Origin of the sequence: Streptomyces sp. NPDC005402 (genome assembly GCF_040606575.1) — a bacterium.
Lineage (GTDB): Bacteria > Actinomycetota > Actinomycetes > Streptomycetales > Streptomycetaceae > Streptomyces.
This window is the reverse complement of sequence record NZ_JBEXFB010000001.1, coordinates 370,810-396,864: the sequence shown is the minus strand read 5'-3', so window position 1 is coordinate 396,864 and position 26,055 is coordinate 370,810. Positions and strand designations below refer to the sequence as shown.

Genomic DNA, 26,055 nt, shown 5'->3' with positions numbered 1-26,055 from the left:
GAGTCTCACAGCGGTGTGTCCGGCGGAGCAAGCAGGATCCGCCGGGCACGTGCCGCACCGGCGCGGGCAGCCGTCCTCCGAACGGGCATCAGCGATAGCTGTGACGAGCATGTACGGTCATGTCCGCAGCGCCGCGCCTTCAGCGTTCGGGCTGCGGGTGAGCAGATCGGCGACCCGAGCGACCAGCTGGCTCTCCCCGCCGTTGCGGGAGGTCGTCGGATGGTACGCGAGCACGAAGCCGCGCCGCAGGTCACGGGTGGAGAACGCGGCGTTCTTGTATCCGTACGTCTCACCGGTCTTGCCCCAGAGCGCGACGCCATTGACGGTGGCCTGCTGCAGGCCGGTGCTGTAGCGGGCCGGAGAGCCGTCCAGCATGCGCACCTCGTCCGGTGGCAGGGTGAACATCAGCTGAAGCAGCTCAGGCGGGAGCAACGCGCCGGAGAACAACGTGGCGAGCATCCGCTCGACGTCGACCGTGGTGGAGATCATGTCGCCCTCGCCTCGGCTGGACGACTGGTCGTAGGCGGTGATGTCCCGCAGGTTGCCGTCGGCCATCCGTAGATATCCGTGCACGTGCCGGCCATGGATGTGCGGGTCGTCGCCGGGCACGACAGTGCGTTCCAGTCCCAGCGGACGCAGGATGCGGGCCGTGACGGCCTCTCCGTAAGGGCGGCCGGTCACCTTGTCGACGATCAGCGCGGCCAGTACGTAGTTGATGCCGCGGTACTCCTGCCGGGTGCCCGGCGTGAACTTCAGCGCCCCGTGCGTCGCCGTCGCCACCCACTCCTGTGGCGTCCAGTGGTCGAAGCGGTGGCGGAGCACCTCCTCCGCGGTCTCCGGCTCCGGAATGCCGACGTGGTCGGGCATTCCGCTGGTGTGGTTCAGCAGGTGCGCCACGGTGACAGCCGAGAAGCGGCCTGGCAGCAGTCCCGGCAGGAGGCGCCGCACCGGCGCCGCCAGGTCGACCCGGCCCTCCGCCACCAGTTGCAGCACCACCGTGGCGACGAAGACTTTGGTGATGCTGCCGATCCGGACCATGTCATGTGCCCTCACCGGCCGTTGCGTGCGGATGTCGGCCACGCCCGAGGTGCCGCGCCAGCGGCCGGCCACGCCGCTGACTCGTAACTGCGCCGCGGTCGACGGCGGGTGCTCCAGGTCGTCGATCGCGGCTTTCAGGGCAATGGGATCGAGCGGCGGGAGGTGTGGGGGCGGCGCGGGCGAGGCGCTGGCGCGGTGCGCGGGCAGCACCATGGGGGCGGCCGGCGCGGCCGCCCCCCACAAGGCGGCCCCGGTAAAGGTCCTCCGTGAAATGCGGTTCGAGGTCATGCCCTCACCCTGTCAGCGGGCGCCCGCCCGGGCATCGGGGTTCGTCCCGGAGTGATCCCCGACAACACCCCGACCCGCCCAGCACATCGACGACCAGCCCGGCACCGGCACAGGCGACGCACGACCTAGTCGCGTGCGACCACGCGCTCCGCCTCCTCCAAAGATGTGGACCTGGCGACCACCACGGTCTCCTGCCGGCGCCGGACGCGCAGTCCCGTGAGTGAGATCAGCAGACCCACGAGAGCGATCCCGGTGACCACCGTCAGGGCGGGCAGGTAGCTGTCGAGCACGGCCTGCGGGGAGGCGCCCTCCTCGGGGGCGTTCGCCGTCAGGACCGCCGTCACCACGGCGAGGAACAGCGCGCCGCCCACCTGTACCGAGGTGTTGAGCAGACCCGACACCATGCCCTGCTCGTGTTCGTCGACGCCGTTGGTGGCCTGGACGTTGAGGGACGGGAAGGTCAGCGCGAAGGCGGCGCCGACCAGCAGCATGGTCGGCAGGATCACCGTCGCGTAGACCGGGGCGAGGTCGATGCGCAGGAACAGCAGATAGCCGACGACCATCAGCGCGAACCCCGCCACGATCAGCCGCGGTGTGCCGACCCGGTCGATGACCGTGCCCACCTTGGTCGCGGACAGCGCCACGAGTGCGCCCGCCGGCAGGAAGGCCAGCGCGGTGTGCAGCGCCGACCAGTCGAGCACCTGCTGCATGTAGAAGGTCACCAGGAACTGAAAGCCCATATAGCTGCCGAGGAACGTCAACGCTCCCAACTGGGCCCGCACCTGGGCGCCCGAGCGCAGCACGCCGAGCCGGATCAGCGGGCTCGGACTGCGCCGCTCGACGGCCACGAACGCGGTCAGCAGGGCGATCACGGCGGCGAAGGAGACGAACGTGCGGACCGAGCCCCAGCCGGCTTCGGGTGCCTGGACGACGGTGAACACCAGCAGCAGCATCGAGGCGGTACCGAGGACGGCGCCGGGGATGTCGTAGCCGCCGGTGCTCTGTTCGCGCTCACTGCGCGGCAGCAGCCTCAGGCCGACGACGAGGGCGATCAGGGCGACGGGCGCGGGCAGCAGCATGGTGTAGCGCCAACTGGCCTCCGTGAGCAGGCCGGAGAAGACCAGGCCCATCGAGTAGCCGGTGGCGCCACACGTGGTGTAGATGGACAACGCGCGGTTGCGCAGGGGGCCTTCGGCGAAGGTCGTGGTGATGATGGACAGGCCCGCGGGCGCGGTGAAGGCCGCGCTGAGGCCCTTGATGAAACGGCTGGCGATCAGCAGCGGGCCCGAGTCGACGAGGCCACCGAGGAGTGAGGCGACCGCGAAGACGCCCAGGGCCACCAGGAAGACCTGGCGCCGGCCCAGCAGGTCGGCGGCCCGGCCGCCCAGGAGCAGGAGACCGCCGTAGCCGAGGATGTAGCCGCTGACGATCCATTGCAGCGTCGAGGTGGAAAGGCCCAGGTCGGCGCCGATGGACGGGAGCGCGACGCCGACCATCGAGACGTCCAGGGCGTCCAGGAACATCGCGGCGCACAGCACCAGCAGGGTGCCCCAGAGCCTGGGTGTCCAGCGGACCGCGGAGGACGGGTCCGCGGGGGTGGTGAGCGGAGAAGTCATGCCGAGGACACTACATGCGCATGCATTGAATGCAAGCACATTTAATTCCGATGCAATAATTCACCTTCTCTGCTACGGTGCCGCGCATGGTGGCGAAGAAGCCCGAGCAGGCACTCGCGGAACAGTGGCGGGACATCCTGGCGCTGCACGCGCGTACGCAGTGCGAACTGGACCGTGCTCTTCATCAACACGGCCTGTGCGGCAGCGACTTCGAGGTGCTGGACGTCCTGGCCGACGGCGGCTGCGCCTACCGCGTGCAGGAGATCTCCGAGCGGGTCCATCTGAGTCAGAGCGCGCTGTCGCGGCTGATCGCCCGGCTGGAGAAGGACGGACTCGTCGAGCGCGGGATGTGCGCGGAGGACCGGCGGGGCGTACGCGTCTCGCTCACCTCCAAAGGGCGCGCGTTGCACCGTGACGCCCTGCCGGTGCAACGCGCGGTCCTCACGCGGATGCTGGAACCTTCCTAGCCCACGGCGGACTTCTCCTGCCACAGCCCGGCGAGCGACGCGTCCCCGGTCACGCGCGGGAACGGCAGCCGGTTCCACAGCGCCAGATACAGCCGCGCGGCGGGCCCGGACACCTCGCAGTCGGCGTCCCCCTGCTCGCCGTACTCGGTCGCGGGCGGCTCCTCGGTCAGTCGTACGGTCCACACGGCGCCGTCCGTGTCGCTCGCCCGCACCCGCAGTATCCGGGGCTCGGCGCTGCGGACCCGGCTCTTCTCGCGGGCGTGGAAGTCGCGCAGCAACTCGTCGATGCCGTCGGCCGCGAAGTCCCGCCCGGGCTCCTCCGGGGTGCCGCCGCGCGCCGCCTCCGCGTCGAAGCGGTGCACGGCCGTCTCGTGCGCCTGCCGCCGGGCCCAGAAGGCAAGCGGTGAGGGTGCGGGAAGGAAGTGCCAGCATCGGACGTCGGGTGCGGCGGAGTCCAGCGTGTCGACCAGGCGGCGGTGGCCGGTGCGGAACCAGGTCAGCAACTCCTCGCCGTCGAGGGCCGGTTCCTCGTCGAAGGGGCGGAAGTCGGTCTGCTCCTCGGCCACGAACGCCGTCGCCCAGCGATGCACCGTGCCGGTGTGCCGCAGCAGGTCCCGCACCTGCCACTCCGGGCAGGTCGGCACCTTGGCGTCGGGTCCTGCCTGTTCGGCGGCCGACGCGAGCAACTGGCCCTCGCGGTCCAGGATCCGGATGAACTCGGCTGTCTCCATGCGAGGAGTGTGCCTGACGACGATGCCCTGCCGGTCACTGATTTCGCCGGACTACCAGTCGCGGGCGGCCTGGAGGAGGTGGTCGCGGACCAGCGCCACATGCGGATTGCCGGAGGTGCCGGGCCGCTGCACCAGGAACGCCGTGTTGATGGGCGGGTCCTCGGGGTCGTCGAGCAGGATCAGTGCCCCCGACGCCAGCTCCTCGACGCACAGGTAGCGGGGGAGCACGGTGAATCCGGCGCCCCCCACGACCGCGGCCTTGACCGCGTTCAGGTCGGGCACGGTGAGAGCGGGCTGCCGTACCAGCCGTCGGCCGAAGACGTGCCGCCAGTAGCGGCGCACGATGGGCAGGTCCTCGGCGTAGGCGACGAGCGGGACGCCGTGCAGCGCGGCCGCGAGGTGTTCCGGTGCGCCGAGCCGCTGGGCCCAGGCGGGGGAGGCGACCAGTACGAACTCCTCGTCATTGAGGGGCAGGGCCGTGAGCGTGCGGCCGCGTGGGCGGAACGTGGCGATCACCAGGTCGTGGCGCCCCGCGCGCAGGTCGTCCAGGAGCGGTTCGGTCAGGCCCGGTGTGATGCGCAGCCGTACCCCCTTGTCCACCAGGGGAGCGAGACCGGGCAGGACGCACCGGGACAGCAGCTCGGCCGGGCCGGCCAGATGCACCGGCTCGGCCGGCCCGTCCGCCGAACTCCTGACGGGCCCCGCCACCGCGGCGAGCGAGTCCAGCGGCTGCACGATCCGGGCGGCGAGCTCGTCCGCGTACGGCGCCGGGGTCACGCCCCGCGCCCGGCGCTCGAACAGCTCACGGCCCAACTGCCGTTCCAGCGTACGGATCTGGGTGGTGACCGTGGGCTGGGACAGGGCGAGGAGACGGGCGGCGGCGGTGAAGGAGCCGGTGCGGTACACGGTCAGGAAGGTCCGCAGCAGGTTCAGGTCCAGCGAGGCGCCGACGGTCTGCCCCGCAGCCTCTGAGCCATTGGTGTTCCTATCCCTCATATGCGCGACCCTATTGGATTTCTATGACAGAGCAGCGCTACGGTTTCACCATGTCGAAGATCCTCTTTGTGATGACCGGTGCCGACCACTGGACCCTGGCCGACGGCACCCAGCACCCCACCGGCTTCTGGGCCGAGGAGGCCGTCGCCCCGTACGAGGCCTTCAAGGCCGCGGGCCACGAGATCGTCGTGGCCACCCCCGGCGGTGTCGTGCCGACCGTGGACAAGGGCAGCCTCGCGGCCGAGCTGAACGGCGGGCAGGAGAACGCCGACCGTATCGCCGGAGTGCTCGTCGCGGCCACCGAACTGCAGCACCCGGTACGCCTGGACGAGGTCAACCTCGACGATTACGCGGCCGTCTTCTACCCCGGCGGCCACGGGCCGATGGAGGACCTCGCGGTCGACGCGGACTCGGGCCGGTTGCTCACCCGCGCCCTGGAGAGCGGCAGGCCCCTCGGAGTCGTCTGCCACGCCCCCGCCGCCCTGCTCGCCGCCACCAGGGCGGACGGCTCCAACGTCTTCGCCGGGCGCCGCGTCGCCGCCTTCACCAACGCCGAGGAGACCCAGGCAGGACTCGCCGACAAGGCGAAGTGGCTGCTCCAGGACCGGCTCACCGAGGCCGGCGTCCAGGTCGAGGTGGCCGAGCCGTGGGCTCCGCATGTGATCGTCGACGGCAACCTGGTGACCGGGCAGAACCCCGCGTCCTCCGCCCCGCTCGCCGCCGAACTGCTGAAGAAGCTGGGCTGAGCGCGACGCGCGCAGTGCGTGACCGGGAAGCGGGGCGGAGCCTCTGAGGCTCCTCAAGTCGCTTGGCGGACAGGGAACATGACCGTCACGATGATCCGCATGTCGGGAATCGCTGGACTGAACAAGAAGAACAACTTCGTGCTGCTCGTCCGGGACGCGGACGTCGTCGGGGCGGCCCTGCGCCAGGCGCTGGCCGGGGCCCCGCCCGAGGAACGCCCCGGGCTGGAACGTGCCGTGGCGCTCGTCGAGTCCACCGCCGAGGCCTCCGAGAGCGGGCTGCGGGCTCGCTGGGTCCGCTCCCGGCTGGCCGCCGTCGGGTTCACGGGGGACCTCACCTCGGTCGCGGCGGTGCGGGCCCTGCGCAAGGCGGAGCCGAAGCTGAGCCTGTTGGCGGCCGTGCAGTTGCAGAAGGAGGCGCTGGCTCATCCGGAGTGATCCGGATGAGCCCGTCGTGCGTGCGAACCGGGGACGACAGGGCGGGGCGTGGGCCGCGCCCCTGGAGGTCTTCCCGGTCGACCTCGGCGAGGTTTCCAGGCGCTCCTCGCAGAGTGCGGCCGCACTTCGCGCCAAGCGGTGTTCAGAGGGGCACCGGCCTGTTCCCCCGGGGACGGCGATGGCCTGCCGAGGGCGCGGATCCGATCGCGGCGCGGTCAGCCGGCCGCCGCGCGCCGGGTCAGCGCTGCGATGACCGCGGCGGTGGCGGCGAGTACCGCGACGCTGGTGAGAGCGATGGGCAGGGAGAACCAGTCGGCCATGAAACCGATGGCGGGCGGCCCGAGCAGCATGCCGCCGTAGCCGAGGGTGGAGGCGATGGCGACCCCGTCGGGTCCGGCCAGCCTGCCCGCACGCTCGACGGCGACGGGGAACAGGTTGGCGAGACCGAGTCCGGTGATCATGAAGCCGAGCAGTGCCGCCCAGACGGAGGGTGCGAGCGCGCCGAGCAGCATGCCGAGCGCGGCCGTGGTGCCGCCGCCCACGAGGGTGCGGGTCTGGCCGAGTCGTTCGAGCATCCTGGTGCCGGTCAGCCGGCCGACCGTCATGGCGAGCGCGAAACACGAGTAACCGACCGCCGCGACGCCGGGCGTGGCATCGAGGTCGTGCTCCAGATGCAGGGCGCTCCAGTCGGCCAGGGCACCCTCGCCGTAGGCCGTGCACAGGGCGATCAGGCCGAAGGTGATGACAAGGCCGCGGGTCCGGGTGCGGGTGTCCGAGGGGCAGGGCGCGGACTGGTGCCGCGGCGGATCCTGGGTGGGTGCCGGGGGCTGGATGCGCAGCAGGGTCCGGCCCGCGACGGCCGTGACGAGCAGACCGATCAGGGTGAGGCCGAACAGGTGCTGGGTGGGTGACAAACCTCCGGCGACCAGCCCGCCGAGCCCGGCCCCGAGCATTCCGCCCAGGCTGAAGGCCGCGTGGAAGCTGGGCATGATGGGCCGCCGCAGCGCGCCCACCAGATCGACCGCGGCGCTGTTGAACGCGACGTTGATGCTGCCGTACGCGGCGCCGAAGACCAGCAGTACGGCGCCGAGTGCCGGTGCGGAGTGGGTGAGTGGCGGCAGGGCGACGCTGAGCGAGAGCAGGACGGCGCAGACGACGGTGAGCCGGTGGGTGCCGTAACGGCGGCACAGCCTTCCCGTGAGCATCATGGTGATCACGGCGCCGGCCGAGACACCGAGGAGGGCGAGGCCGAGGGCGCTGGCGGAGGCCCCGGTCTGCTCCTTGATCGCGGGGATGCGGACGACCCACCCGGCGAAGACGAAGCCGTCGAGGGCGAAGAAGACGGTGAGGGCGATGCGGAGTCGGGTGAGCGAGTTGTCCGGGACGGCGATGCGTGGGCGGGTTTTGTTTATCGGCGGCACAAAGTCAGCGTAGGCGTGTGCTCGATTGTCGGCAAGGGTGTTCGGGTGAGCGGTGAGCGGGTGAGGGGGGCCTGTCCGCGACGCGTGCACCGGGGGCGGGTCGCGTTCGTCTCCGCCGTACCGCTTCGGGCCACGTTCGTCACCGTCTCGCACAGTGACGTGACCCCTGAGGTGGGCGGCTGCTCCTTGGTCACCGTCATCGGATCTGCACCCATTTGCACGCAACTTCACCCGGTTACTGGTGAGTCGGGCGCGGTGACGTTGGATGCTGGATGTCACGGAGCTGTGCAGGCGGCTTGCTCAGGCCCGGCGGGTGGGAGGAGCGCTCCAAGTGGTTCTTGGCGCACGGGGTGACACGGCGGGGGCAGAGGCGGTGGAGATCGCGCGGCTCGGCGGGCTGTGGCGGGTGACACGGCCCTGGCACCCGGGGCTACGGCCGTACTTACGCAGCTACGCCGGTTACTGGGAAGCGGTGGCCACACCGTACGAGGCCCGGCTGGTGCCGACCGGGCGTGCGACCTTGTTGATCAGTCTTGCGGAGCCCTTCTCGCAGGTGCGGCGGCTGGGTGTGCGGGGTGGCGGCAGCGGGAGCATCGGGTCGCTGGTGGTGGGGCTGGAGGACCGGCCCGCGATCTGTACCCATCCCGGCGGCCAAGAGGCGATCCGGGTGGAGTTCACGCCACTGGGCGCGTACCGGCTGTTCGGCATGCCGATGGGCGAGTTGACGAACCTGGCCGTCGAGATACGGGACGTTCTGGGCGCCGAGGCCGGTGTGTTGGTGGAACGGATGGCGGCCACACCGGACTGGGCCGCCAGGTTCGACCTGCTGGACGCGGCGCTGCTCGCCCGGCTCGACTACGGCCCGCGGCCCACGCCGGAGGTGGGACAGGCCTGGCAACTGCTCTCCGGGAGCGCGGGGGTGATCCCGATCGCCCGTATCGCCGCCGAAGTGGGCTGGAGTCAGGGGTACTTGATCCGCCGGTTCACCCAGCAGATCGGGCTCACGCCCAAGGCGTCCGCCCGGGTGCTGCGCTTCCGCCATGCCGTGGCGTTGCTCGGTCGCGGGACCACGAGTCTGACCGAGATCTCAACCGCCTGCGGCTTCTACGACCAGGCGCACCTCAACCGCGAGTTCCGGGCCATCGCGGGGACCACACCCGGACAGATGGTGGCTTCGCGCAGGGTGGAGGGGGCGGTTGCTCTCTCCGGGAGTGCAAATTCTTCCAAGACCGCGACCGCGGCGGGTCGCTAACGTCCCCGCTGGCACCACTGACGGCCGGTCGGATGGCGCGGGGGACCGTCCGACCGGCCCGAACATCCATAGAGGCCGCATGGGGTGCCGGCCAGGCCGCCTCCATCGACTCGGGAACCGGATTGACCGACAACGGCGTACGGCCGCGCAGGGGTTCGACCGCTTCGCCCGGTGGGCTCTCCCGGGAGCAACGGGCCGCAGGAGAGGTGAGGGGCAGGCGCTGCGTCGAGCTCGGCGTGGTCTGGTTCATCGGAGGGCTGCTCGTCGCCGTCGTCACCTTTGGGCAGGTTCAGGGCGCGGGTGTGTATGTCGTGGTCTGGGGTCCGATGCTCTACGGCGTCCATCGGATGGTCTCCGGGCTTCAACTCATCAAGAAGAGCCGAGGGTCTTCGTAGGCGTAGGCGTAGGCGTAGGCGTAGGCGTAGGCGCGAGGTCCGGCGCAGGCGGGGCGTCGGGTCCGAGCAGGGCGGGGTGGGGTGGGTGGTGGGGCGGGGTGACGTCCTGGGTCTCCACGGAGCCGATGCCGCGGCCCGGTGACGGCGATGGTGAGGCCGTGCTCCAACTCATGTAGGGGGCGCTGAGTTCGGTACGGCTGACCATGTGGTGGGTGAGCCCTTCGCTGCACATGGCCCGCAGTCGCATGAGCCCCGGCCCTACCCGCGCAGCGGCACTGCCGATTCGATCTTCGAGCGAACCTCCCGCATCACGGCCACAATGTGCCGCTCATGGTCCCCCGTGAGCCGGGACACCGGCACCGAGCAGCTGATCGCGTCGACGGCAGGGGTGTCGTACCGCAAGGCGAACCCGAAACCGGCGATCCCGGCAACCGTCTCCTCCCGGTCGACCGAGTGGCCGCGCGCCCGCACCTCCGCGAGATCGGCGAGCAGTGTGGCCCGGGACGTATGGGTGTGGGCCGTGAGCGCCCTCAACGGCTCGTCACCGAGCGGGAGTTCGTCGTCGGCGCGCTCCGCGAGCAGTGCCTTCCCCAGCGCCCCGGCATGCGCGGGCACCCGCCGGCCCACGCGGCTGATCGTGCGCAGGTACTCGTGCGATTCGCGGGTGGCCAGGTAGACGACGTCCGAACCGTCCAGCCGCGCAAGGTGGATGGTCTCGCCGAGTGCGTCGGAAGCCTCGTCGAGATACGGCCGCACCGCGCGGACCCGCAGGTCGCTGTCCAGATAGCTCGTGCCGGTGAGCAGGGCGCGGATCCCGACGCTGTAGAGGGAGCCGGTCGCGTCGGTGCGGACCCAGCCGCACTCCACGAGGGTCTGCAGAAGGGCGTACATGCTGCTCCGGGGAACCTTCAGTGCCTCGGAGAGTTCACGCAACCGCGCAGGCCGCTCGCCTCGCGCGGCGAGCAGTTCGAGCACCGCGACGGTACGGACGGCCGACTTCACCTCGGGTACGCCTGAGCGCTGCGACATGGGCCGATCGTAAGGCGATTCGTGCGCACCCATTGACCGTCGGTGATCCCTGCATCTAGCCTCCGTCCTCATATGTAGACGATGTCTTTGTATGAGGATCATGTTCAGCGGAGTGACTCCACGGGGTGCTCCGGTGAACTCTCCTCACCGCCCCGCCAGTTCAAGGGAGAACTGACACATGCCGCTCGTCGTGGTCGGGATCAGCGTCCTCGTCCTGCTCTTGCTGATGACGAAGCTGAGACTGAATGGCTTCGCCGCCCTCCTCCTGGTCGCGGTGGGGGTCGCTCTGGTACGGGGCATCGCCCTCGAGGAGATACCGGACGTCCTCTCCGAGGGGATCGGGGACCAGATCGGCGACACGATGCTCACCATCGGGCTCGGCGCCATGGTCGGCCGCGTGATGGGGGACTCCGGCGCCGCCCAGCGGATCGCCGGCAAGCTCCTCGAGGTGTGCGGCCCGCGCTGGGTGCAGGTCGCCATGGTGCTGTCCGCGATGCTCATCGGCGTGACCATGTTCTACGAGGTCGCCTTCGTCATCATCGTGCCGGTCGCCTTCACCCTCGTCAGGGTCACCCGGGTCAACCTGCTCTGGGTGGGGCTGCCGATGTCGATCGCCCTGTCCACCATGCACAGCTTCCTGCCGCCCCACCCGGGCCCCACGGCCGTCGCGGCCACCTTCCACGCCTCCGTCGGACTCACCCTGTTCTACGGCCTGTTCATCGCCGTCCCGGTCGGCGCGTTCATCGCGTTGCTGTGGCCGCGCCTGCCGTTCGTCCGGCGGATGAACCCCGAGATCCCCAAGGGCCTGGTCAGCGAGCGGGTTTTCGAGGAGGAGGAGATGCCGGGCATGGGCTGGTCGCTGGCGGTGGCCCTGCTGCCCGTCGTGCTGATCGCCGGTGCCGCGGTGACCGATCTGGCCACCTCGGGGGACAGCGCCGGACTGCACTTCGTCGCATTCATCGGCTCCGCGCCCATTGCCCTGTTGCTGACGCTGCTCGTCGCCGTGTGGGTGTTCGGGCCGCGGATGGGGCGCAGCCTGGCGGATGTCAGTACCTCGTGCAGGGAGGCCGCCCAGGCCATGGCGATGATCCTGCTGGTCATCGGAGCGGGCGGCGCCTTCAAGAACGTCCTCGTCGAGGGCGGGATATCCGACTACATCAAGGACGCGACCGACGGCTGGTCCATCTCACCGATCATCCTGGCCTGGCTGATCGCGGCCATTCTGCGCATCGCCCTCGGCTCCGCGACCGTCGCCGTCGTCACCGCCTCAGGCGTGGCACTGCCGCTGCTCGCGGGCGGCGGGGTGCATGCCGAGGTCATGGTGCTCGCCGTCTCCTGCGGGTCGATCGCCTTCTCGCACGTCAACGACCCGGGATTCTGGATGTTCAAGGAGTACTTCAACCTGTCCGTCATCGACGCGATCAAGGCACGCACCACGTACACGACGGTGCTCGCGATCCTCGGCCTCGGCGGTGTACTGGTCCTGGAACAGGTGCTGGACGCCCTCAAGGTCTGACCTCCCCCGGACCCCCGCCTCATCGGAAGGACACCGCCCCGCAATGAGCCAACCCGTCGTCACGAAGTTCTCCGTCCATCCGGTGGCCGGCCGGGACTCCATGCTCCTCAACCTCTCCGGCGCCCACGCCCCGTACTTCACCCGGAACGTCGTGGTCCTGGAGGACTCCGAGGGACGCACCGGCCTCGGGGAGGTGCCGGGCGGCGACACCATCACCCGCACCCTCCGCGACGCCGAGAGGCTGGTCGTCGGTGCCCGCGTCGGCGACTACAAGCGCGTCCTGCGCACGATCCAGGACACCTTCGGCGACCGCGACTCGGGCGGCCGCGGCGCCCAGACCTTCGATCTCCGTACGACCGTGCACGCGGTCACCGCCGTCGAGTCGGCTCTTCTGGACCTGCTCGGACAGCATCTCGACGTTCCGGTCGCCGCGCTGCTCGGTGACGGCCAACAGCGCGCTGCCGTACGGGTCCTCGGCTACCTCTTCTACGTCGGCGACCCGGACCGCACCGGCCTCGACTACCTCCGTGAGCCCGGCGCGGACGTCGAGTGGTACCGCGTGCGGCGCGAGGAGGCGCTGACCCCCGAGGCGATCGTCCGCCAGGCCGAGGCCACCTACGACCACTACGGCTTCCGCGACTTCAAGCTCAAGGGCGGTGTCCTGCCGGGCAGCGAGGAGGTGAGGGCCGTATGCGCCCTCAAGGAGCGGTTCCCCGAGGCCCGGATCACCCTCGACCCGAACGGTGCCTGGTCCCTGCGCGAGGCGGTCGAGCTGTGCCGTCCGCTCGTCGGCACGCTCGCCTACGCCGAGGATCCCTGCGGTGCGGAAGGCGGTTACTCCGGGCGGGAGATCCTCGCCGAGTTCCGCCGGGCCACCGGACTGCCCACCGCGACCAACATGATCGCCACGGACTGGCGGCAGCTGACCCACGCCCTCGCCCTGCAGTCGGTGTCCATCCCGCTCGCCGACCCGCACTTCTGGACCATGCAGGGGTCGGTCCGGGTCGCCCAGCTGTGCCATGCCATGGGCCTGACCTGGGGCTGCCACTCCAACAACCACTTCGACATCTCGCTCGCGATGATGACGCACTGCGGTGCCGCCGCCCCGGGCGAGTACAACGCCCTCGACACCCACTGGATCTGGCAGGAGGGCACCGAGCGGCTCACCGTCGTACCGCCGCGGATCACCGGCGGCGAGGTCGCCGTCCCGGACGCGGCCGGCCTCGGGGTCCGGCTGGATCGCGACCGGCTCCGGGCCGCACAGGAACTGCACGAGGAGGTGGCGTCGGCGGGGCGTGACGATGCCGCGGGGATGCAGTACCTGATCGAAGGCTGGACCTTCGACGCCAAGCGTCCCTGCCTCGTGCGCTGAGGCGGAGGGGGCGAGGACCGTCGCCGGACACCGGAATGGACACCGGAATGGACACCGGAATGGACACCGGAATGGACACCGGAATCATTGACATGACCAAGACAGCTCATTAGCATCCGGGAAACTTCGGAAAGCGCTTTCCAGTTCATGCCTCGACTTCCCCCCACGGGATCCACCCCCGGGATCCACCCCCGGGATCCACCCCCCACAAGAGGACCCCCCATGAACCTACGAAAGGGCACGGCCGCAGCCGTGCTCGCCGCCGCGCTCCTGGTCGGCTCCGGCATGGCCCAGGCCGCCCCGATCGCCGCGCCCGCACCCCACGAGCAGGTCGCGGCGGCCACCATCACCTGGACCCTGGAGCGGGCGAGCAACCCCACCGCGGACCAGCAGTCGGCGTACACCCAGATCACCTCGGCGATGAACGCCGCGGTGGCCCGCTACAACAACCTCAGTGACCTGGGGAAGTCCCTCACCGTCCGCTACGACCCGAGCGTGCCCACCGCGGACGGCAACATCAACGGGACCATCCGCTTCGGCAGCAACCGCAGCTACATGACCGAGCGGACCGCACTGCACGAGATCGCTCACACCATCGGCGTGGGCACGAGCTCGGGCTGGTCCTCCCTGGGCGGCAGCGGCACCTGGACGGGTGCTCAGGCGACCGCCCTCGTGCGGCAGTACGACGGTTCCTCGGCCAAGTTGTCCACCGGTGGCGGGCACTTCTGGCCCTACGGTCTCAACTACGAGAACGAGTTCTCCAGCACGGCGGCCGACCGTCACGTGCGGATCGTCGCCGCGATGGTGCGTGACGGTCTGTGAGCTGAGGGGTTGATGTCCGGGGGCGAAAAACCGCTCCCGGACACGGTGTTCGGGCGCAGGACCGCCCCCTACGGGGAAGGGCCCTTGTCGTCCGGCACCTCACCCGCGCACTGGAGGCTCCCTTGGACGACCACGGCACACACGACACTTCCTGGCCCGGTCCGCTCTCGCGCCGCAGATTCCTCCAGGCCGCAGGCGTCACCGCCACCGCCGTCACGGCCGCCGGCCCACCCGCATCGGCCGCCCCCTCCCGTACGGTCACCCTCACCCTGACCGCCGCCACCGGCGGTTCCGCGACGCTCTCCCCGACCGGCGACCGGCTCGTCGCCGAAGTGCAGAACGTGCTCTGGTCGGTCCCGCGCACCGGTGGCGCCGCGGTCGCGCTCACCGCGCCCGGCCTCGAACCCACCCGTCCGCAGTTCTCGCCCGACGGCAGCCGCCTCGTCGTGTGCGCGTACCGCGGCGGCGGCTTCCACCTCTGGACGCTGCGTCCCGACGGCAGCGACGTACGCCGGCTCACCGACGGGCCCTGGGACGACCGCGGTCCCGCCTGGTCGCCGGACGGCACCCGGATCGCGTTCGCCTCCGAGCGCGGCGGCGACACCGTGACCGGCAGCCCGTACCGCATCTGGGTCGTCGACGTGCGCTCCGGAGCGCTGACCCGGCTCACCGGACGCGCCGCCCAGCAGGGCCCGGCGCAGGGCGGTGCCTGGGAGGACTTCGACCCCACCTGGTCCGCGGACGGCGAGCGCGTGCTGTTCGTGCGCGCCGCCGTCACCGCCACGGGTGCCCTGCGCGCCGACACCGTCGCCTCGGTCGCCGCCGACGGCTCCGGACCGGTCGGCGTCGAGCACACCGACGACTCCGGCGCCCAGCTCATGACCCCGGCCGTCTCACCCGGCGGCCGCCTCGCGTATCTGCGCACCACGCCCGCACCCACCGCCTCCTGCACCCTGGTCGTGGACGGCGCGCCCGTCACCGTCGACGGTGACGTCCTGCCCGCCCCGCCCCGCTGGACCGACGGCGAACAGCTCCTGCTCGCGGCCGACGGACACTTCCGCCTGGTCGACCCCAGGTCGTCGTCGACGGGGGAGGAGATCCCGCTCACGGCCGCGATGCCCGTGGAACGTCCCCGCTACCGCGGCAAGTCGTACGACTTCGAGGGCGTCGGCATCCGGCGCGTGCGCTCCCTGCACCTGCCCGCGCTCTCGCCCGACGGCCGCAGCGTGGCCTTCGCCGCGCTCAACTCCCTGTGGATGACCGGGACATCGGGTGGGGGCGCGCCCCGGAAGATCCTCCAGGTCCCGCCCACCCGCTATGTGTCGGGGCCGACCTGGACAGCCGATGGCACGGCCCTGCTGTACTGCGACGACCGCGACGGACTGTTCGCCGTGCGGCGCCGCGACCTCGACTCCGGCGAGGAGACCGTGCTCGCCCACGGCGGCCGGGTCTTCCCCGCGCTCTCGCCCGACGGGACCAGGCTGGCCTGCCTGGACATGTCCGGCAACCTGGTCGTGCGCGACCTGCCCGACGGCAGCGAACGCACCCTCGTCGCACCGCTCGGCGCGGGCGGGCTGCCCGGCCGGCCCAGCTGGTCTCCGGACGGCCGATATGTCGCCCTGTGCGACCGTAACCGGCTCAACCAGCGCTTCCGCGAGGGCTACAACCTCATCCGGGTCGTCGACACCACCACCGGCACCGCCGCCCTGCACGCCCTCGCCCCGCACACCTCCCTGTCCGACCGCTACGACTCGGGCCCGGTCTGGTCGCCGGACGGCCGCGGAATGGCCGTCATCGCCGAGTCCGCCCTGTGGCTGCTCCCGGTCCGCGCGGACGGCACCCCCGACGGCAAGCCACGCCGTCTCACCACCGAGCCCGCCGACCACCCCTCCTGGTCCGCCGACGCCCGCACCCTGCTCTACCTCTCCGCCGGAACCCTGCGCCTGCTGGACGTCCGCAGCGGCAAGGCCCGTACCGTCACAGTGCCGTTGGACTACCGGCGGCCCCGTCCCGCCGACACCCTCGTGCACGCCGGCCGGTTCTGGGACGGCACCGGGCCGGACGTCCGCGAGGACATCGACCTCCTGATCCGTGACGGCCGTATCGCGGAGGTCTCCCCGCACCGCGCCGGACGGTCGGCCGCACACCGGGTCGACGCGAGCGGGCGCACGGTGATCCCGGGACTGTGGGACGCGCACACCCACCCCTGGCAGAGCACCTACGGCGGACGGCAGACCGCGCTCCAGCTCGCCTACGGCATCACGACCGCCGTCTCCCTGGGCGGCTTCGCCTACGAGCAGGCCCGCATCCGCGAGGCGGTCGCCGCGGGCGCGCTCGCCGGGCCGCGGCTGCTGGCCACCGGCGAGCTGCTCGACGGCGCCCGGGTGGCCTACAGCATGGGCCGCGCGCACCGCACTCCCGAGGGTCTGCGGCGCTCGCTGGCGCGCGGGGCGGCGCTGGACTGGGACTTCGTGAAGACGTACGTCCGCGCGCCGGGGTGGATGATGAAGGAGGCCGCGGACTTCGCCCACGAACGGCTCGGAGTGCGCAGCGGCAGTCATCTCTGTACGCCGGGCGTGCAGCTCGGACAGGATCTGACGACCCATCTGCAGGCCACGCAGCGGCTGGAGTTCGGGCACGCGACCACCGCGACGGGCCACGCCTATCAGGACGTGCGGGAGATCTACACCGAAGCGGGCTTCCATCTGATCGCCACCCCGTTCACGGCGCTCGCCCTGCTGGGAGCGGACCCCGTGCTCGCCGAGGACCGCCGGGTCACCACGCTGATGCCGCCGTGGGACACCGCGCTGGTCCGTCAGCAGGCCGGCCAGCCGCCCACTGCGGACCAACTGGTCACCCTTGACAGGGAGTTGGACGTCTACCGGCGGATCCTGGCCGACGGCGGTCTGGTCGCGCTCGGTACCGACCAGCCGCTCGTGCCGGTCGGTCTGCATCTGCACCTCGCCCTGCGGGCGCTGCACCGCGGCGGACTCTCGCCGACCGAGACCCTGCGCACCGCCACCCTGCTGCCCGCCCGCGTGTTCGGCGCGGACGCCGACCTGGGAACGCTGGAGGAGGGCAAGCTCGCCGATCTCACGGTCGTGGACGGTGATCCCTTCACCGACTTCGACACCCTGATCCGAACGGTGGCGGTGCTGCGCGGGGGTGTGCCCTTCGAGCAGACGGACCTCGTGGACGCCTTCGACTCCGGGCGGCGCTCCGATGCGTCCTCGGACGCCGAATGGCTCGGGGTGAGCCGGCAGCTGCGGCGTGAGGGGTGCTGCGATCCAGGGGCCACGCTGTGAGAGAGGCGAAGCGATGCGGGTCTGACGCCTGGACGCCTGCGGGGCACCGGACCTGACTTGTCCGATTCCGGTGCGGCGCGCACCCTGGTCTGTGAGGCACCTCACCGCGCGAATAGAGCAAGAATGGCCACTTTTGATCAAGGCAACGGTCACAGCGGGTGGTCATCCGATGTCGCGACGGTCACCCTCGGCCTGGACGGCGTGGTCACAGGGTGGAGCGACGGCGCTCGACGACTGCTGGGCCACCGGGCCCCGGAGGTCGTAGGGCGCCCCGCGACCGATCTGCTCCTCGGTGCGGGAGTGCCCGAGGCGACCGGGCTCTCCCTCACCGGCTCCCAGGAATGGAGGGGCACGGCGGCACTACGGCATCGGGACGGCCACCGCGTCGAAACGACCCTGCACGCCCAGCCGTCGCTGGACGTCGACGGCAGGGCCCGGTCCTTCGTCGTGACCTGCTCCCCGGGCCCCGACCGGACCATGGTGCAGTGGGCCTTCGACCAGTCCTCGATCGCGCTCTCGACCCACGCCACGGCGTCGGGCGCATGGCAGCGGAACCCGGTCGCGCAGGGCCCGGGGGAGCACGCTCCCGAGACGGAAGGCGAGCGTCAGAGACCCACCGTCGCCGACGAAGGTTTGCTCCGTTGCGTCCGCCGGGTCGCCGAAGAGGGCGTCCCCCTGCGCTACGAGTGTCTGGCCCCCGAGCCGTCCCGCGCCCCCGGTGCCACAGTCGCCGCTCCCCTCACCTCCACCCACCACCGCGCCTGGGTCATCGAGCTCTGGCCCGTCCGCGACCCCGGCACCGGTGAGGTCGTCGGGGTGGGCACCGCCGCGTTCGACAGCAGTGATCAGCGCGCGGCCCGGCAGCGGCTCGCCCTGCTGCAGGAGGCCGGTACCTGCATCGGCACCACCCTGAACGTGACCCGCACCGCCCAGGAACTCGCCGACCTCGCCGTGCCCCGCCTCGCCGACTTCGTCAGCGTGGACCTGCTCGACTCCGTGCTGCGCGGCGAGGAGCCGGTGCCGGGCCCCGTCGACGCGGCCGTGGTGCTGCGCAGGGTCGCCCATCAGTCCAGGGCCGAAGGGGAGGACGTGCCCGAGGCCGCCATCGACCTCGGCGGCATGGACACCTACCCGCCGTTCTCCCCGCCCGCCCGCTGTCTGGCCGACGGCAAACCGGTGCTCAGCGGCTTGGACGACCCCGACTTCGCCGCCTGGATCGCCGGGCACGAGACCCGCACCGCCCGCGTGACGGAGTTCGGGATCCACTCCGTCATGGCCACCCCGCTGCGTGCCCGGGGCATCACCCTCGGAGTCGCGGTCTTCACCCGTGTCAAAGGCTCCCCGCCCTTCGAACCGGACGACCTGATCCTCGCCGAGGAACTCGCCGGCCGGGCCGCGGTCGGCGTCGACAACGCCCGCCGCTACACCCGCGAACGCACCAACGCCCTCACCCTCCAGCGCAGCCTCCTGCCCCGGGACCTGCCCAGACAGGCGGCCGTCGAGGTGGCGTACCGCTATCTGCCGGCGGGCACCACCGCGGGCGTCGGCGGCGACTGGTTCGACGTCGTGCCGCTGTCCGGCACCCGCGTGGCCCTGGTCGTCGGGGACGTCGTCGGCCACGGCATCCACGCGTCCGCCACCATGGGCCGGCTGCGCACCGCCGTGCGCACCCTCGCCGACGTCGACCTGCCCCCGGACGAACTCCTCACCCACCTCGACGACCTGGTCATGCACCTCGCCACGGACAAGGAGGACATAGACCCCGACGAGCCCTACCTCGTCAGCGGCGAGATCGGTGCGACCTGTCTGTACGCCGTCTACGACCCGGTGTCCCGCGTGTGCACCTTCGCCAGCGCCGGTCACGTCCCGCCCGTCGTGCTGCTCCCCGACGGCACGGCCCACGTGGTCGAGCTGACCCCGGGTCCACTGCTCGGCGTCGGCGGACTGCCTTTCGAGTGCACCGAGCTGGAACTGCCCGAGGGCAGTCTGCTGGCCTTCTGCACCGACGGCCTGGTCGAGTCGCGGGACCGTGACGTCGGTCTGGGTCTCGACCGGCTCTGCGAGGCCCTCGCCGGACCCGTCACCTCGCTCGAAGCCACCTGCGACACCGTCCTGAGGGCCCTGCTGCCCGCGAGCCCCTCCGACGACGTGGCCCTGCTCCTCGCCCGCACCCGGGCCCTGCACGCCGACCAGGTCGCCGCCTGGGCGCTGCCCTCCGACCCGTCGATCGTCGCCGACGCCCGCGCCCAGGCCACCCGCCAGCTCACCGCGTGGGGGCTTCAGGAGGCGGCGTTCGTCACCGAGCTGGTGGTGAGCGAACTGGTCACCAACGCCATCCGCTACGGCGCCGTACCGATCGGCCTCAGGCTCATCCGCGACCGGACCCTGATCTGCGAGGTCTCCGACGCCAGCAACACCGCCCCGCATCTGCGCCGGGCCCGCACCTACGACGAGGGCGGTCGCGGACTGCACATGGTCGCTCAGCTCACCCAGGGCTGGGGCACCCGCCAGACCCCCATGGGCAAGACCATCTGGGCCGAACAATCCCTCCCGGCCGGCTGACCATGGCAGAGCGACCCGGCATCGACGAGCCCGGCGGCGGCACGCACACGCTCGGGCTCCTCTACCCGCCCGCCGGCCGCCTGCGCGAGTACACCACCATGCAGCTCGCCTTCGTCGGCGGGGTGGCCGAGGCCGCCGCCGAGCAGGGCTACGACCTGCTGCTCGCGCCCGCCGGCGCCCGGGACGACCCCTCCTTTTCGCGGATGGTCGACGACCGGCGGGTGGACGGCGTCATCGTCATGGAGATCCGCCGGGAGGACGACCGGGTCGAGTACCTGGCCGAGGCGGGCTTCCCCTTCGTGGCCATCGGCCGCAACCACCGGGCCGACGTGGCCGGGTGGGTCGACCTGGACTTCGCCGGACTGGCCGGCGGCTGTGTCCAGCACCTCGCCGACCTCGGCCACCGCAGGATCGCCTTCGTCAACCGGTCCGAGCAGCTCTTCGACAGCGGCTACGGCTTCGCCCGGCTCGGGGACGAGGGCTACACCGAGACGATGAAGAAACTGCTGCTCACCCCGCATGCCTACCTGTGCGGCGACGACCTCGCCTCGGGGGAGCAGGTCGTGGAGCGCATCCTGAGCGAGGACCCGGCGACGACGTCGCTGGTCACCATGAACGAGGCGGCCCTGGAGGGTGTCTACCGCGGACTCACCCGCAACGGCCGCAGTGTGCCGCGCGACTTCTCCGTCGTCGGGGTGGCGGCGAGCCCCTGGGCCGAACAGGTGAACCCGCCCCTCACCGCCGCGGAGATACCCGCCAAGGAGATGAGCCGGGTCGCAGTCGACCTGATGACGCGGCGGCTGCGCTCACCGGACTCGCCTCCCCGGCACGTCCTGCTGAAACCGCTGATCACCCTGCGCGGGAGCACGGGACGCTGCCAGTCGGTGCCGGGTTCGGAACCCGAGACCGAACTCCCCGATTTCCCCGATATCGACCTGGATTTCTGATACGTCGGTTTCTGTGCCCGATCATCGAACCTCAGGGAGCAGACCATGTCGTACCCCGTCGACCGCCGCGGTTTCCTGCGTGTCTCCGGCGCGGCGGCGGCCACCGCCGCCCTCGGTCTGGCCGCCTGCAGCTCGGACTCGTCGGGGCCGGTGACGCTGCGCTGGTGGGACTACTTCACTCTGGACAACTTCCAGCCCGGAATGAACCGTCTGATCAAGGACATCGAGGCCGGTGTCCCGGACGTGCGGATCGAGCGGCGCAGCTTTCCCTTCGCCGAGCTGGAACGGCAGATCACCCTGGGCGCGATCTCCGGCGACCTGCCCGACCTCGCCATCGTCGACAACGTCTCCATGAACACCCTCGGCGGCAGCCGGCTGCTGGCCGACCTCACCTCCAGAGTGGCGGAGTGGGGCCAGGCCGACCGGTACTACAAGGGCCCGTGGTCCGGCTGCCAGGTGGGCGGAAAGACCCTGGGAATCCCCAACAACAGCAACTGCCTCGCCCTGTACTGCAACACCCGCATGCTCAGGTCCGCCGGCGTCGAACCCCCCACCACCTGGGACGAACTGGCCCCCGCAGCCCAGAAACTGACCAGCGGCGACCGCTACGGCCTGGCGCTGAGCGCGATCAAGACCGAGGAGGGCGTCTTCCAGTTCCTGCCGTTCCTCTGGCAGGCGGGCGGCGACCTGGACACCTTCAGCACCTACGGCGCCACCGCGCTCACCTTCCTCGACGAACTGATCGCCAAGGGCTCCCTGTCCGAACAGTGCGTGGGCTGGACCCAGCAGGACGTCAACACCCGCTTCCTCAACCAGCGTGCCGCGATGCAGATCAACGGCCCGTGGCAGATCCCCACCCTGAAGAAGGCCGACTTCGACTGGAACGTCGTCGCCCTGCCCCGCGACAAGGCGGCCGCCACCTGCCTCGGCGGCGAGAACTGGGTGGTGATGGCGAACAGCAAGCACCTGGACAAGGCGTGGGACGTCCTGCAGTACACCCAACGCCCCTCCGTCCTGGTGCCGTACCTGGTGGCCTTCGGTGAACTCCCCGCCCGCAAGGACCTCGCCGACCGCGGCAGTTGGGCCTCCGACCCGGCCCTGCGGCTCTTCCTCAGCCAGCTTCCCCTCGCCCGGCCACGTCAGTACGGCGCCCACTACGCCGAGGCCTCGCAGGCCGTCGCGGAGGCGGAGCAGGCCGTGCTCGCCGGATCGGCGTCCCCGTCGGCCGCGGCCAGGACCGCGGCCGGAAAGATCGACAAAGCTCTGGGCGAGCAATGAGACAGCCCCTCTCGCCCTCCGCGCGCCGCCGCCGCACCGGCTACCTGTTCTGCCTGCCGGGCCTGGCCTTCCTCGCCCTCTTTCTGGCCTACCCGCTCCTCTACAACGTGTGGACCTCCGTCCACGACGTCGACCTGGGCCAACTCCTGGGCGGGGCAGAGCGGTTCAACGGGCTGGACAACTACCGGACCGTCGTCGACGATCCGGCCTTCTGGCACTCCGTACGCCTCTCCCTCGTCTTCACCCTGGGCTCGCTGCTGCTCCAGTTCACGATCGGCTTCGCCCTGGCCCTGCTCTTCGCCCGCCCCTTCCCCCTCAACGGCCTGCTGCGCTCCCTCCTGCTGGTCGCCTGGCTGCTGCCGCCAGTGGTCAGCGGCACCCTCTTCCGCTGGATGCTGGACGCGGAGTCCGGCGCCTATAACGCCCTGTTGAAGCCCGCCGGCCTGTCCCACGACTGGCTCACCGACCCCTCCACCTCCCTGGCGGGGGTGGTTTTCGCCAACGTCTGGGTCGGCGTGCCCTTCAACATGCTGCTGCTCCTGGTCGGACTGCACACCATCGACCCCGAGCTCCACGAGGCCGCCGCCCTCGACGGAGCGAACGCCTGGCAGCGCTTCCGCCACATCACCCTCCCGCTGATGCGGCCGGTCTCGGTGACCGTCCTCCTCCTCGGTCTCCTCTACACCTTCAAGGTCTTCGACCTCGTCTTCGTGATGACCGGCGGCGGCCCGGTCGACGCCACCCGCGTGCTGTCCCTCTACGTCTACGAGGTGTTCTTCACGTTCTTCCGGTTCGGCCAGGGAGCCGCGGCCGGCCTGCTGCTGCTCGTCGTACCCCTGCTGGCGGGTGCCTGGTACGTACGACGGCTGCGGCGCGAGGACGAGGCGCCGGCGGGGGGTGCCGTATGAGACCGCCACGTCACCCCTGGCTGTGGACCGGGGCCGCCGCGCTGATCACCGCCGCCTTCCTGCTGCCGGTGTACTGGATGGTGAAGACCAGCCTCACCCGGCCGGACCGCATCCAGACCCCCGACCCGCAGTGGGCGCCCACCCCCCTCACCGGCGAGAACTACTCGACCGCCCTGGGCTACGAGGGGCTGACCCGAGCCCTGCTCAACAGCCTCGTCATCTCCTGCGGGGTCGTCGCGCTCACCCTCCTGCTCGGCCTCCCGCTCGCCTACGCCCTCGCCCGGGTCCGGATGCGCGGCTCGGGCGTGATGGTGCTCGCGCTCCTCGTCGCCCAGCTGCCGCCCGCCATCGTGCTGGCGGCCCCGCTGTTCATCCTCGAACGCCGGGCCGGTCTCACCGACACCTACCTGGGCCTGATCGCCGCCGACAGCACGCTCACGCTGCCCTTCACGGTGATCGTGCTGCGTCCCGTGATGCGCAGCGTGTCGCCGGAACTGGAGGAGGCGGCCCTGGTCGACGGCTGCGGAGTGCCCGGTGTGCTGCTGCGGGTCGTCCTGCCGCTCATGGTGCCCGGCGTGGTCGCGGCGGCGGGACTGTCCTTCCTGATCGGGTGGGGGGAGTTCCTGTTCGGGCTCACGCTCGCCGAGGGGCCCGACGTCCAGCCCGTCACCGTCCTGCTGAACGCCTTCATCGGTCAGCACGGGACGTCGTGGGGCGCCCTGATGGCCACCGCCACCCTCATCAGCATCCCGGTGGTCTGCGTCTTCGCCGTCTTCCAGCGCTTCATCGTCGGCGGGCTCACCGCGGGCAGTGTGAGGGGCTGAACGCCATGCATCCTCGTGACGGCACACCCTGGGTCGCACCGCCTCCGCCCCTGGTCCCGGCCCTGCTGGATCCCCTGGCCGGTGCTGTCGTCGCCTCCGCCGACCAGGACGGCGTGACCCTCGACGTACGCACGGCGGCCGGACGCACGGGCACGCTCCGCCTGCGTCCCGCGACGGACAACTGCCTGCGGATCACCTTGCGGTTGGACGGCGTACCGACGGCACCGCGGGTGTCCGTCGTCACCGCGCCGACGGGCACCCGCTGTCTGGTGGAGCGATCACCCGACACGCTCACCCTCTGTCTCGAGACTCTCCGCCTGAACCTCCACCTCTCGCCCCTGACCCTGGAGTTGACGCACCCTCACCTGCGGCAGGCGACCGACGTGAGCGACCCCAGCGACCGCAGGACCGTTCTGCCCCTCGGGGTCACCGAACTCACCGACGGCCAACTGGCGTACCACGACAGCTGGTTCACCGAGCCCGACGAGCACTTCTACGGCCTCGGCGAGCGCTTCACCGGCCCCGACCTGCGCGGCCAACGGGTCGACTGCTGGGTCGAGGACGCCCAGGGCTCGACCGGCACCCGCTCCTACAAGGCGGTCCCGTTCCTGCTCTCCAGCCGGGGCTACGCCGTCCTCGTGGACACCACCTGTGCGGCCTCCTTCGACCTCGCCCACAGCAACACCGGCGCCTGGTCGCTGACCGTCCCCGACGAGGAACTCGACTACTACCTGATCACCGGCACTCCTACCGAGTGCCTGCGCGCCTACCGCGACCTGACCGGCCCCGCCCTGCTGCCCCCGCAGTGGGCCTTCGGCCCCTGGATCTCGGGCGGATTCAGCAGCGACAGCGCGCACGAGGTACGGGAGCGAGCCCGCCGCATCCGCGCACTCGGTTTCCCCTGCGACGTGTTGCACATCGACACCTACTGGCAGCGCCCCGGCTGCTGGTCGGACATGGAATGGGACACCGACGCGTTCCCGGACCCCCGCGGGCTGATGACCGACCTGGCCGCGCGGGGCTTCCACGTATCCCTCTGGATGAACCCGTACATCAGTGTCGACAGCCCGCACTTCGCCGAGCTCGACGGCAACGGCTGGTTCCTGCACACCACTTCGGGCGGCACGTGGACCGGCCAGGTCTGGGGCGGCGCGCACCCGGACTCGGCCGTACTCGACCTGACCCATCCCGCTGCCGTCGACTGGGTCCGCAGCCGGGTCCGCCGGGTAATGGCCACCGGAATCTCGGTCCTGAAGACCGACTTCGGTGAGGCGGTCCCCGTGGAGGCGGTGGCGTACGACGGCATGACCGGCGACCGACTGCACAACCTCTACCCCCTCCTCTTCAACGACCTGGTCGCCGAGGTCACCCGGGAGGTCGCGGGCCACGGCCTGACCTGGGGCCGCTCCACCTGGACCGGCGGCCAGCGGCACGGCGCCAAGTGGACCGGCGACCCCAATGCGAGCTGGCAGGACCTGGCCTCGACCCTGCGCGCGGGACTCTCGCTCTCCTTCTCCGGCCATCCGTTCTGGAGCCACGACATCGGCGGCTTCCACGGCACACCGGAGCCCGAACTCTTCGTCCGCTGGGCCCAGTTCGGCCTGCTGTCGCCCCTCAGCCGGTTCCACGGCATGACGTCCCGGCTGCCCTGGGACTTCGGCGAGGAGGCGTACACGGCGGTCCTGCACGCGGCCCGGCTGCGCACGAGCCTGCTGCCGTACGTCCACCAGGCCGCCGCCGACGCGGTCCGCACCGGCGAGCCGCTCGCCCGCCCCATGGCCCTGGACCACCCGGACCGCCCCGACGCCCACGCGGCCGACCTCCAGTACCTGCTGGGCCCGGATCTGCTCGTCGCCCCGCTGTACGCACCGGGAGGACGGCGGCAGGTGTGGTTCCCGCCGGGGGAGTGGCTGCCGTACGCGGGCGCCGGTGGGCCGATCACCGGCCCCGCCTGGCGCCGGGTCCGCATCCCCCTCACCGCCGCCCCCCTCTGGCTGCGGGCCGGCGCGCACGTACGGTGAGCGGCGCGTCGCACACTGCCCCGGTGCCGTGCGCCGACTGTTTGAGGCGCTTCAGAGGTGGGACTCTGGGACGGGAGAGGTATCCG

21 protein-coding genes are annotated in these 26,055 nt (G+C 71.2%); 15 read left to right on the top strand and 6 right to left on the bottom strand.

Going from position 1 to position 26,055, the window contains the following annotated elements:
- Positions 1-117: 117 nt before the first annotated feature.
- Together ABZT02_RS01820 and ABZT02_RS01815 are read right to left on the bottom strand one after the other, a co-directional pair.
- Complete coding sequence (locus ABZT02_RS01820) at positions 118-1,326, bottom strand: serine hydrolase domain-containing protein (protein WP_356013169.1); 1,209 nt, start codon at positions 1,324-1,326, stop codon at positions 118-120.
- A gap of 125 nt (positions 1,327-1,451) precedes the next feature.
- Positions 1,452-2,942 (bottom strand): MFS transporter, encoded by a 1,491-nt coding sequence (locus ABZT02_RS01815; protein ID WP_356013167.1) that lies wholly within the window; start codon positions 2,940-2,942, stop codon positions 1,452-1,454.
- An 86-nt stretch (positions 2,943-3,028) separates the two neighbouring features.
- Here ABZT02_RS01815 and ABZT02_RS01810 point away from each other — a divergent pair, with 86 nt between their 5' ends.
- Positions 3,029-3,409, top strand: a complete 381-nt coding sequence (locus tag ABZT02_RS01810) for a MarR family transcriptional regulator (protein ID WP_356013165.1) — start codon at positions 3,029-3,031, stop codon at positions 3,407-3,409.
- Here the strand turns inward: ABZT02_RS01810 and ABZT02_RS01805 are convergent.
- Positions 3,406-4,140, bottom strand: a complete 735-nt coding sequence (locus ABZT02_RS01805) for a maleylpyruvate isomerase family mycothiol-dependent enzyme (RefSeq protein ID WP_356013164.1) — start codon at positions 4,138-4,140, stop codon at positions 3,406-3,408. The genes ABZT02_RS01810 and ABZT02_RS01805 overlap by 4 nt on opposite strands.
- 51 nt (positions 4,141-4,191) lie before the next feature.
- Positions 4,192-5,136 carry a LysR family transcriptional regulator gene (locus tag ABZT02_RS01800; RefSeq protein WP_356013162.1) on the bottom strand — a complete coding sequence of 315 codons (945 nt, stop codon included), beginning with the start codon at positions 5,134-5,136 and terminating at the stop codon, positions 4,192-4,194.
- Positions 5,137-5,186: 50 nt separating this feature from the next.
- Between ABZT02_RS01800 and ABZT02_RS01795 the strand changes: the two genes are divergently transcribed.
- Both ABZT02_RS01795 and ABZT02_RS01790 read left to right on the top strand, forming a co-directional pair.
- A complete protein-coding gene (locus ABZT02_RS01795; protein ID WP_356013160.1) occupies positions 5,187-5,882 on the top strand; it encodes a type 1 glutamine amidotransferase domain-containing protein in 696 nt (231 codons plus the stop codon).
- 99 nt (positions 5,883-5,981) lie between these two features.
- A complete protein-coding gene (locus tag ABZT02_RS01790) occupies positions 5,982-6,317 on the top strand; it encodes a hypothetical protein (RefSeq protein ID WP_356013157.1) in 336 nt (111 codons plus the stop codon).
- A gap of 215 nt (positions 6,318-6,532) precedes the next feature.
- Here the strand turns inward: ABZT02_RS01790 and ABZT02_RS01785 are convergent, their stop codons facing one another.
- Positions 6,533-7,738: an MFS transporter gene (locus ABZT02_RS01785; protein ID WP_356013156.1), complete on the bottom strand. Its 1,206-nt coding sequence runs from the start codon at positions 7,736-7,738 to the stop codon at positions 6,533-6,535.
- Positions 7,739-8,069: 331 nt separating this feature from the next.
- Here ABZT02_RS01785 and ABZT02_RS01780 point away from each other — a divergent pair, with 331 nt between their 5' ends.
- Both ABZT02_RS01780 and ABZT02_RS01775 read left to right on the top strand, forming a co-directional pair.
- Positions 8,070-8,990: an AraC family transcriptional regulator gene (locus ABZT02_RS01780; protein WP_356013154.1), complete on the top strand. Its 921-nt coding sequence runs from the start codon at positions 8,070-8,072 to the stop codon at positions 8,988-8,990.
- A gap of 206 nt (positions 8,991-9,196) precedes the next feature.
- On the top strand, positions 9,197-9,385 hold the full coding sequence (locus tag ABZT02_RS01775; RefSeq protein ID WP_356013152.1) for a hypothetical protein: 189 nt from the start codon (positions 9,197-9,199) through the stop codon (positions 9,383-9,385).
- A gap of 258 nt (positions 9,386-9,643) precedes the next feature.
- Here ABZT02_RS01775 and ABZT02_RS01770 read toward each other — a convergent pair whose 3' ends face one another.
- Positions 9,644-10,414, bottom strand: coding sequence for an IclR family transcriptional regulator (locus tag ABZT02_RS01770; protein ID WP_356013151.1), 771 nt, complete (start codon positions 10,412-10,414; stop codon positions 9,644-9,646).
- A gap of 178 nt (positions 10,415-10,592) precedes the next feature.
- On the opposite strand from ABZT02_RS01770, the gene ABZT02_RS01765 reads away from it, so the two are divergent.
- The 10 genes from ABZT02_RS01765 (at position 10,593) to ABZT02_RS01720 (ending at position 25,969) form a co-directional block, all read left to right on the top strand.
- The gene (locus tag ABZT02_RS01765) at positions 10,593-11,930 is read left to right on the top strand and encodes a gluconate:H+ symporter (RefSeq protein ID WP_356013150.1); all 1,338 of its coding nucleotides are present in this window, start codon (positions 10,593-10,595) and stop codon (positions 11,928-11,930) included.
- A gap of 43 nt (positions 11,931-11,973) precedes the next feature.
- The gene (locus ABZT02_RS01760) at positions 11,974-13,302 is read left to right on the top strand and encodes an enolase C-terminal domain-like protein (RefSeq protein WP_356013148.1); all 1,329 of its coding nucleotides are present in this window, start codon (positions 11,974-11,976) and stop codon (positions 13,300-13,302) included.
- A 222-nt stretch (positions 13,303-13,524) separates the two neighbouring features.
- A complete protein-coding gene (locus tag ABZT02_RS01755; protein ID WP_356013147.1) occupies positions 13,525-14,124 on the top strand; it encodes a hypothetical protein in 600 nt (199 codons plus the stop codon).
- A 122-nt stretch (positions 14,125-14,246) separates the two neighbouring features.
- The gene (locus ABZT02_RS01750; RefSeq protein ID WP_356013145.1) at positions 14,247-17,429 is read left to right on the top strand and encodes an amidohydrolase family protein; all 3,183 of its coding nucleotides are present in this window, start codon (positions 14,247-14,249) and stop codon (positions 17,427-17,429) included.
- A gap of 123 nt (positions 17,430-17,552) precedes the next feature.
- Positions 17,553-19,991, top strand: a complete 2,439-nt coding sequence (locus ABZT02_RS01745; protein WP_356013143.1) for a SpoIIE family protein phosphatase — start codon at positions 17,553-17,555, stop codon at positions 19,989-19,991.
- Positions 19,992-19,993: 2 nt separating this feature from the next.
- The gene (locus ABZT02_RS01740) at positions 19,994-20,938 is read left to right on the top strand and encodes a substrate-binding domain-containing protein (RefSeq protein ID WP_356013142.1); all 945 of its coding nucleotides are present in this window, start codon (positions 19,994-19,996) and stop codon (positions 20,936-20,938) included.
- A gap of 45 nt (positions 20,939-20,983) precedes the next feature.
- Positions 20,984-22,216 (top strand): sugar ABC transporter substrate-binding protein, encoded by a 1,233-nt coding sequence (locus tag ABZT02_RS01735; RefSeq protein ID WP_356013140.1) that lies wholly within the window; start codon positions 20,984-20,986, stop codon positions 22,214-22,216.
- Positions 22,213-23,124 carry a sugar ABC transporter permease gene (locus tag ABZT02_RS01730; RefSeq protein ID WP_356013138.1) on the top strand — a complete coding sequence of 304 codons (912 nt, stop codon included), beginning with the start codon at positions 22,213-22,215 and terminating at the stop codon, positions 23,122-23,124. The genes ABZT02_RS01735 and ABZT02_RS01730 overlap by 4 nt, the downstream gene beginning before the upstream one ends.
- The gene (locus ABZT02_RS01725) at positions 23,121-23,948 is read left to right on the top strand and encodes a carbohydrate ABC transporter permease (RefSeq protein ID WP_356013136.1); all 828 of its coding nucleotides are present in this window, start codon (positions 23,121-23,123) and stop codon (positions 23,946-23,948) included. The genes ABZT02_RS01730 and ABZT02_RS01725 overlap by 4 nt, the downstream gene beginning before the upstream one ends.
- A gap of 5 nt (positions 23,949-23,953) precedes the next feature.
- Positions 23,954-25,969 (top strand): alpha-xylosidase, encoded by a 2,016-nt coding sequence (locus ABZT02_RS01720; RefSeq protein ID WP_356013134.1) that lies wholly within the window; start codon positions 23,954-23,956, stop codon positions 25,967-25,969.
- Positions 25,970-26,055 lie beyond the last annotated feature (86 nt).

Bases quoted from the DNA above. Each gene is read 5' to 3' on its own strand.
- ABZT02_RS01725 (WP_356013136.1), top strand. From the start codon at position 23,121: ATGAGACCGCCACGTCACCCCTGGCTGTGGACCGGGGCCGCCGCGCTG.
- ABZT02_RS01795 (WP_356013160.1), top strand. From the start codon at position 5,187: ATGTCGAAGATCCTCTTTGTGATGACCGGTGCCGACCACTGGACCCTG.
- ABZT02_RS01720 (WP_356013134.1), top strand. From the start codon at position 23,954: ATGCATCCTCGTGACGGCACACCCTGGGTCGCACCGCCTCCGCCCCTG.
- ABZT02_RS01735 (WP_356013140.1), top strand. From the start codon at position 20,984: ATGTCGTACCCCGTCGACCGCCGCGGTTTCCTGCGTGTCTCCGGCGCG.
- ABZT02_RS01765 (WP_356013150.1), top strand. From the start codon at position 10,593: ATGCCGCTCGTCGTGGTCGGGATCAGCGTCCTCGTCCTGCTCTTGCTG.
- ABZT02_RS01800 (WP_356013162.1), bottom strand. From the start codon at position 5,136: ATGAGGGATAGGAACACCAATGGCTCAGAGGCTGCGGGGCAGACCGTC.
- ABZT02_RS01760 (WP_356013148.1), top strand. From the start codon at position 11,974: ATGAGCCAACCCGTCGTCACGAAGTTCTCCGTCCATCCGGTGGCCGGC.
- ABZT02_RS01810 (WP_356013165.1), top strand. From the start codon at position 3,029: ATGGTGGCGAAGAAGCCCGAGCAGGCACTCGCGGAACAGTGGCGGGAC.
- ABZT02_RS01755 (WP_356013147.1), top strand. From the start codon at position 13,525: ATGAACCTACGAAAGGGCACGGCCGCAGCCGTGCTCGCCGCCGCGCTC.
- ABZT02_RS01790 (WP_356013157.1), top strand. From the start codon at position 5,982: ATGTCGGGAATCGCTGGACTGAACAAGAAGAACAACTTCGTGCTGCTC.
- ABZT02_RS01770 (WP_356013151.1), bottom strand. From the start codon at position 10,414: ATGTCGCAGCGCTCAGGCGTACCCGAGGTGAAGTCGGCCGTCCGTACC.
- ABZT02_RS01745 (WP_356013143.1), top strand. From the start codon at position 17,553: ATGGCCACTTTTGATCAAGGCAACGGTCACAGCGGGTGGTCATCCGAT.
- ABZT02_RS01730 (WP_356013138.1), top strand. From the start codon at position 22,213: ATGAGACAGCCCCTCTCGCCCTCCGCGCGCCGCCGCCGCACCGGCTAC.
- ABZT02_RS01820 (WP_356013169.1), bottom strand. From the start codon at position 1,326: ATGACCTCGAACCGCATTTCACGGAGGACCTTTACCGGGGCCGCCTTG.
- ABZT02_RS01805 (WP_356013164.1), bottom strand. From the start codon at position 4,140: ATGGAGACAGCCGAGTTCATCCGGATCCTGGACCGCGAGGGCCAGTTG.
- ABZT02_RS01740 (WP_356013142.1), top strand. From the start codon at position 19,994: ATGGCAGAGCGACCCGGCATCGACGAGCCCGGCGGCGGCACGCACACG.
- ABZT02_RS01815 (WP_356013167.1), bottom strand. From the start codon at position 2,942: ATGACTTCTCCGCTCACCACCCCCGCGGACCCGTCCTCCGCGGTCCGC.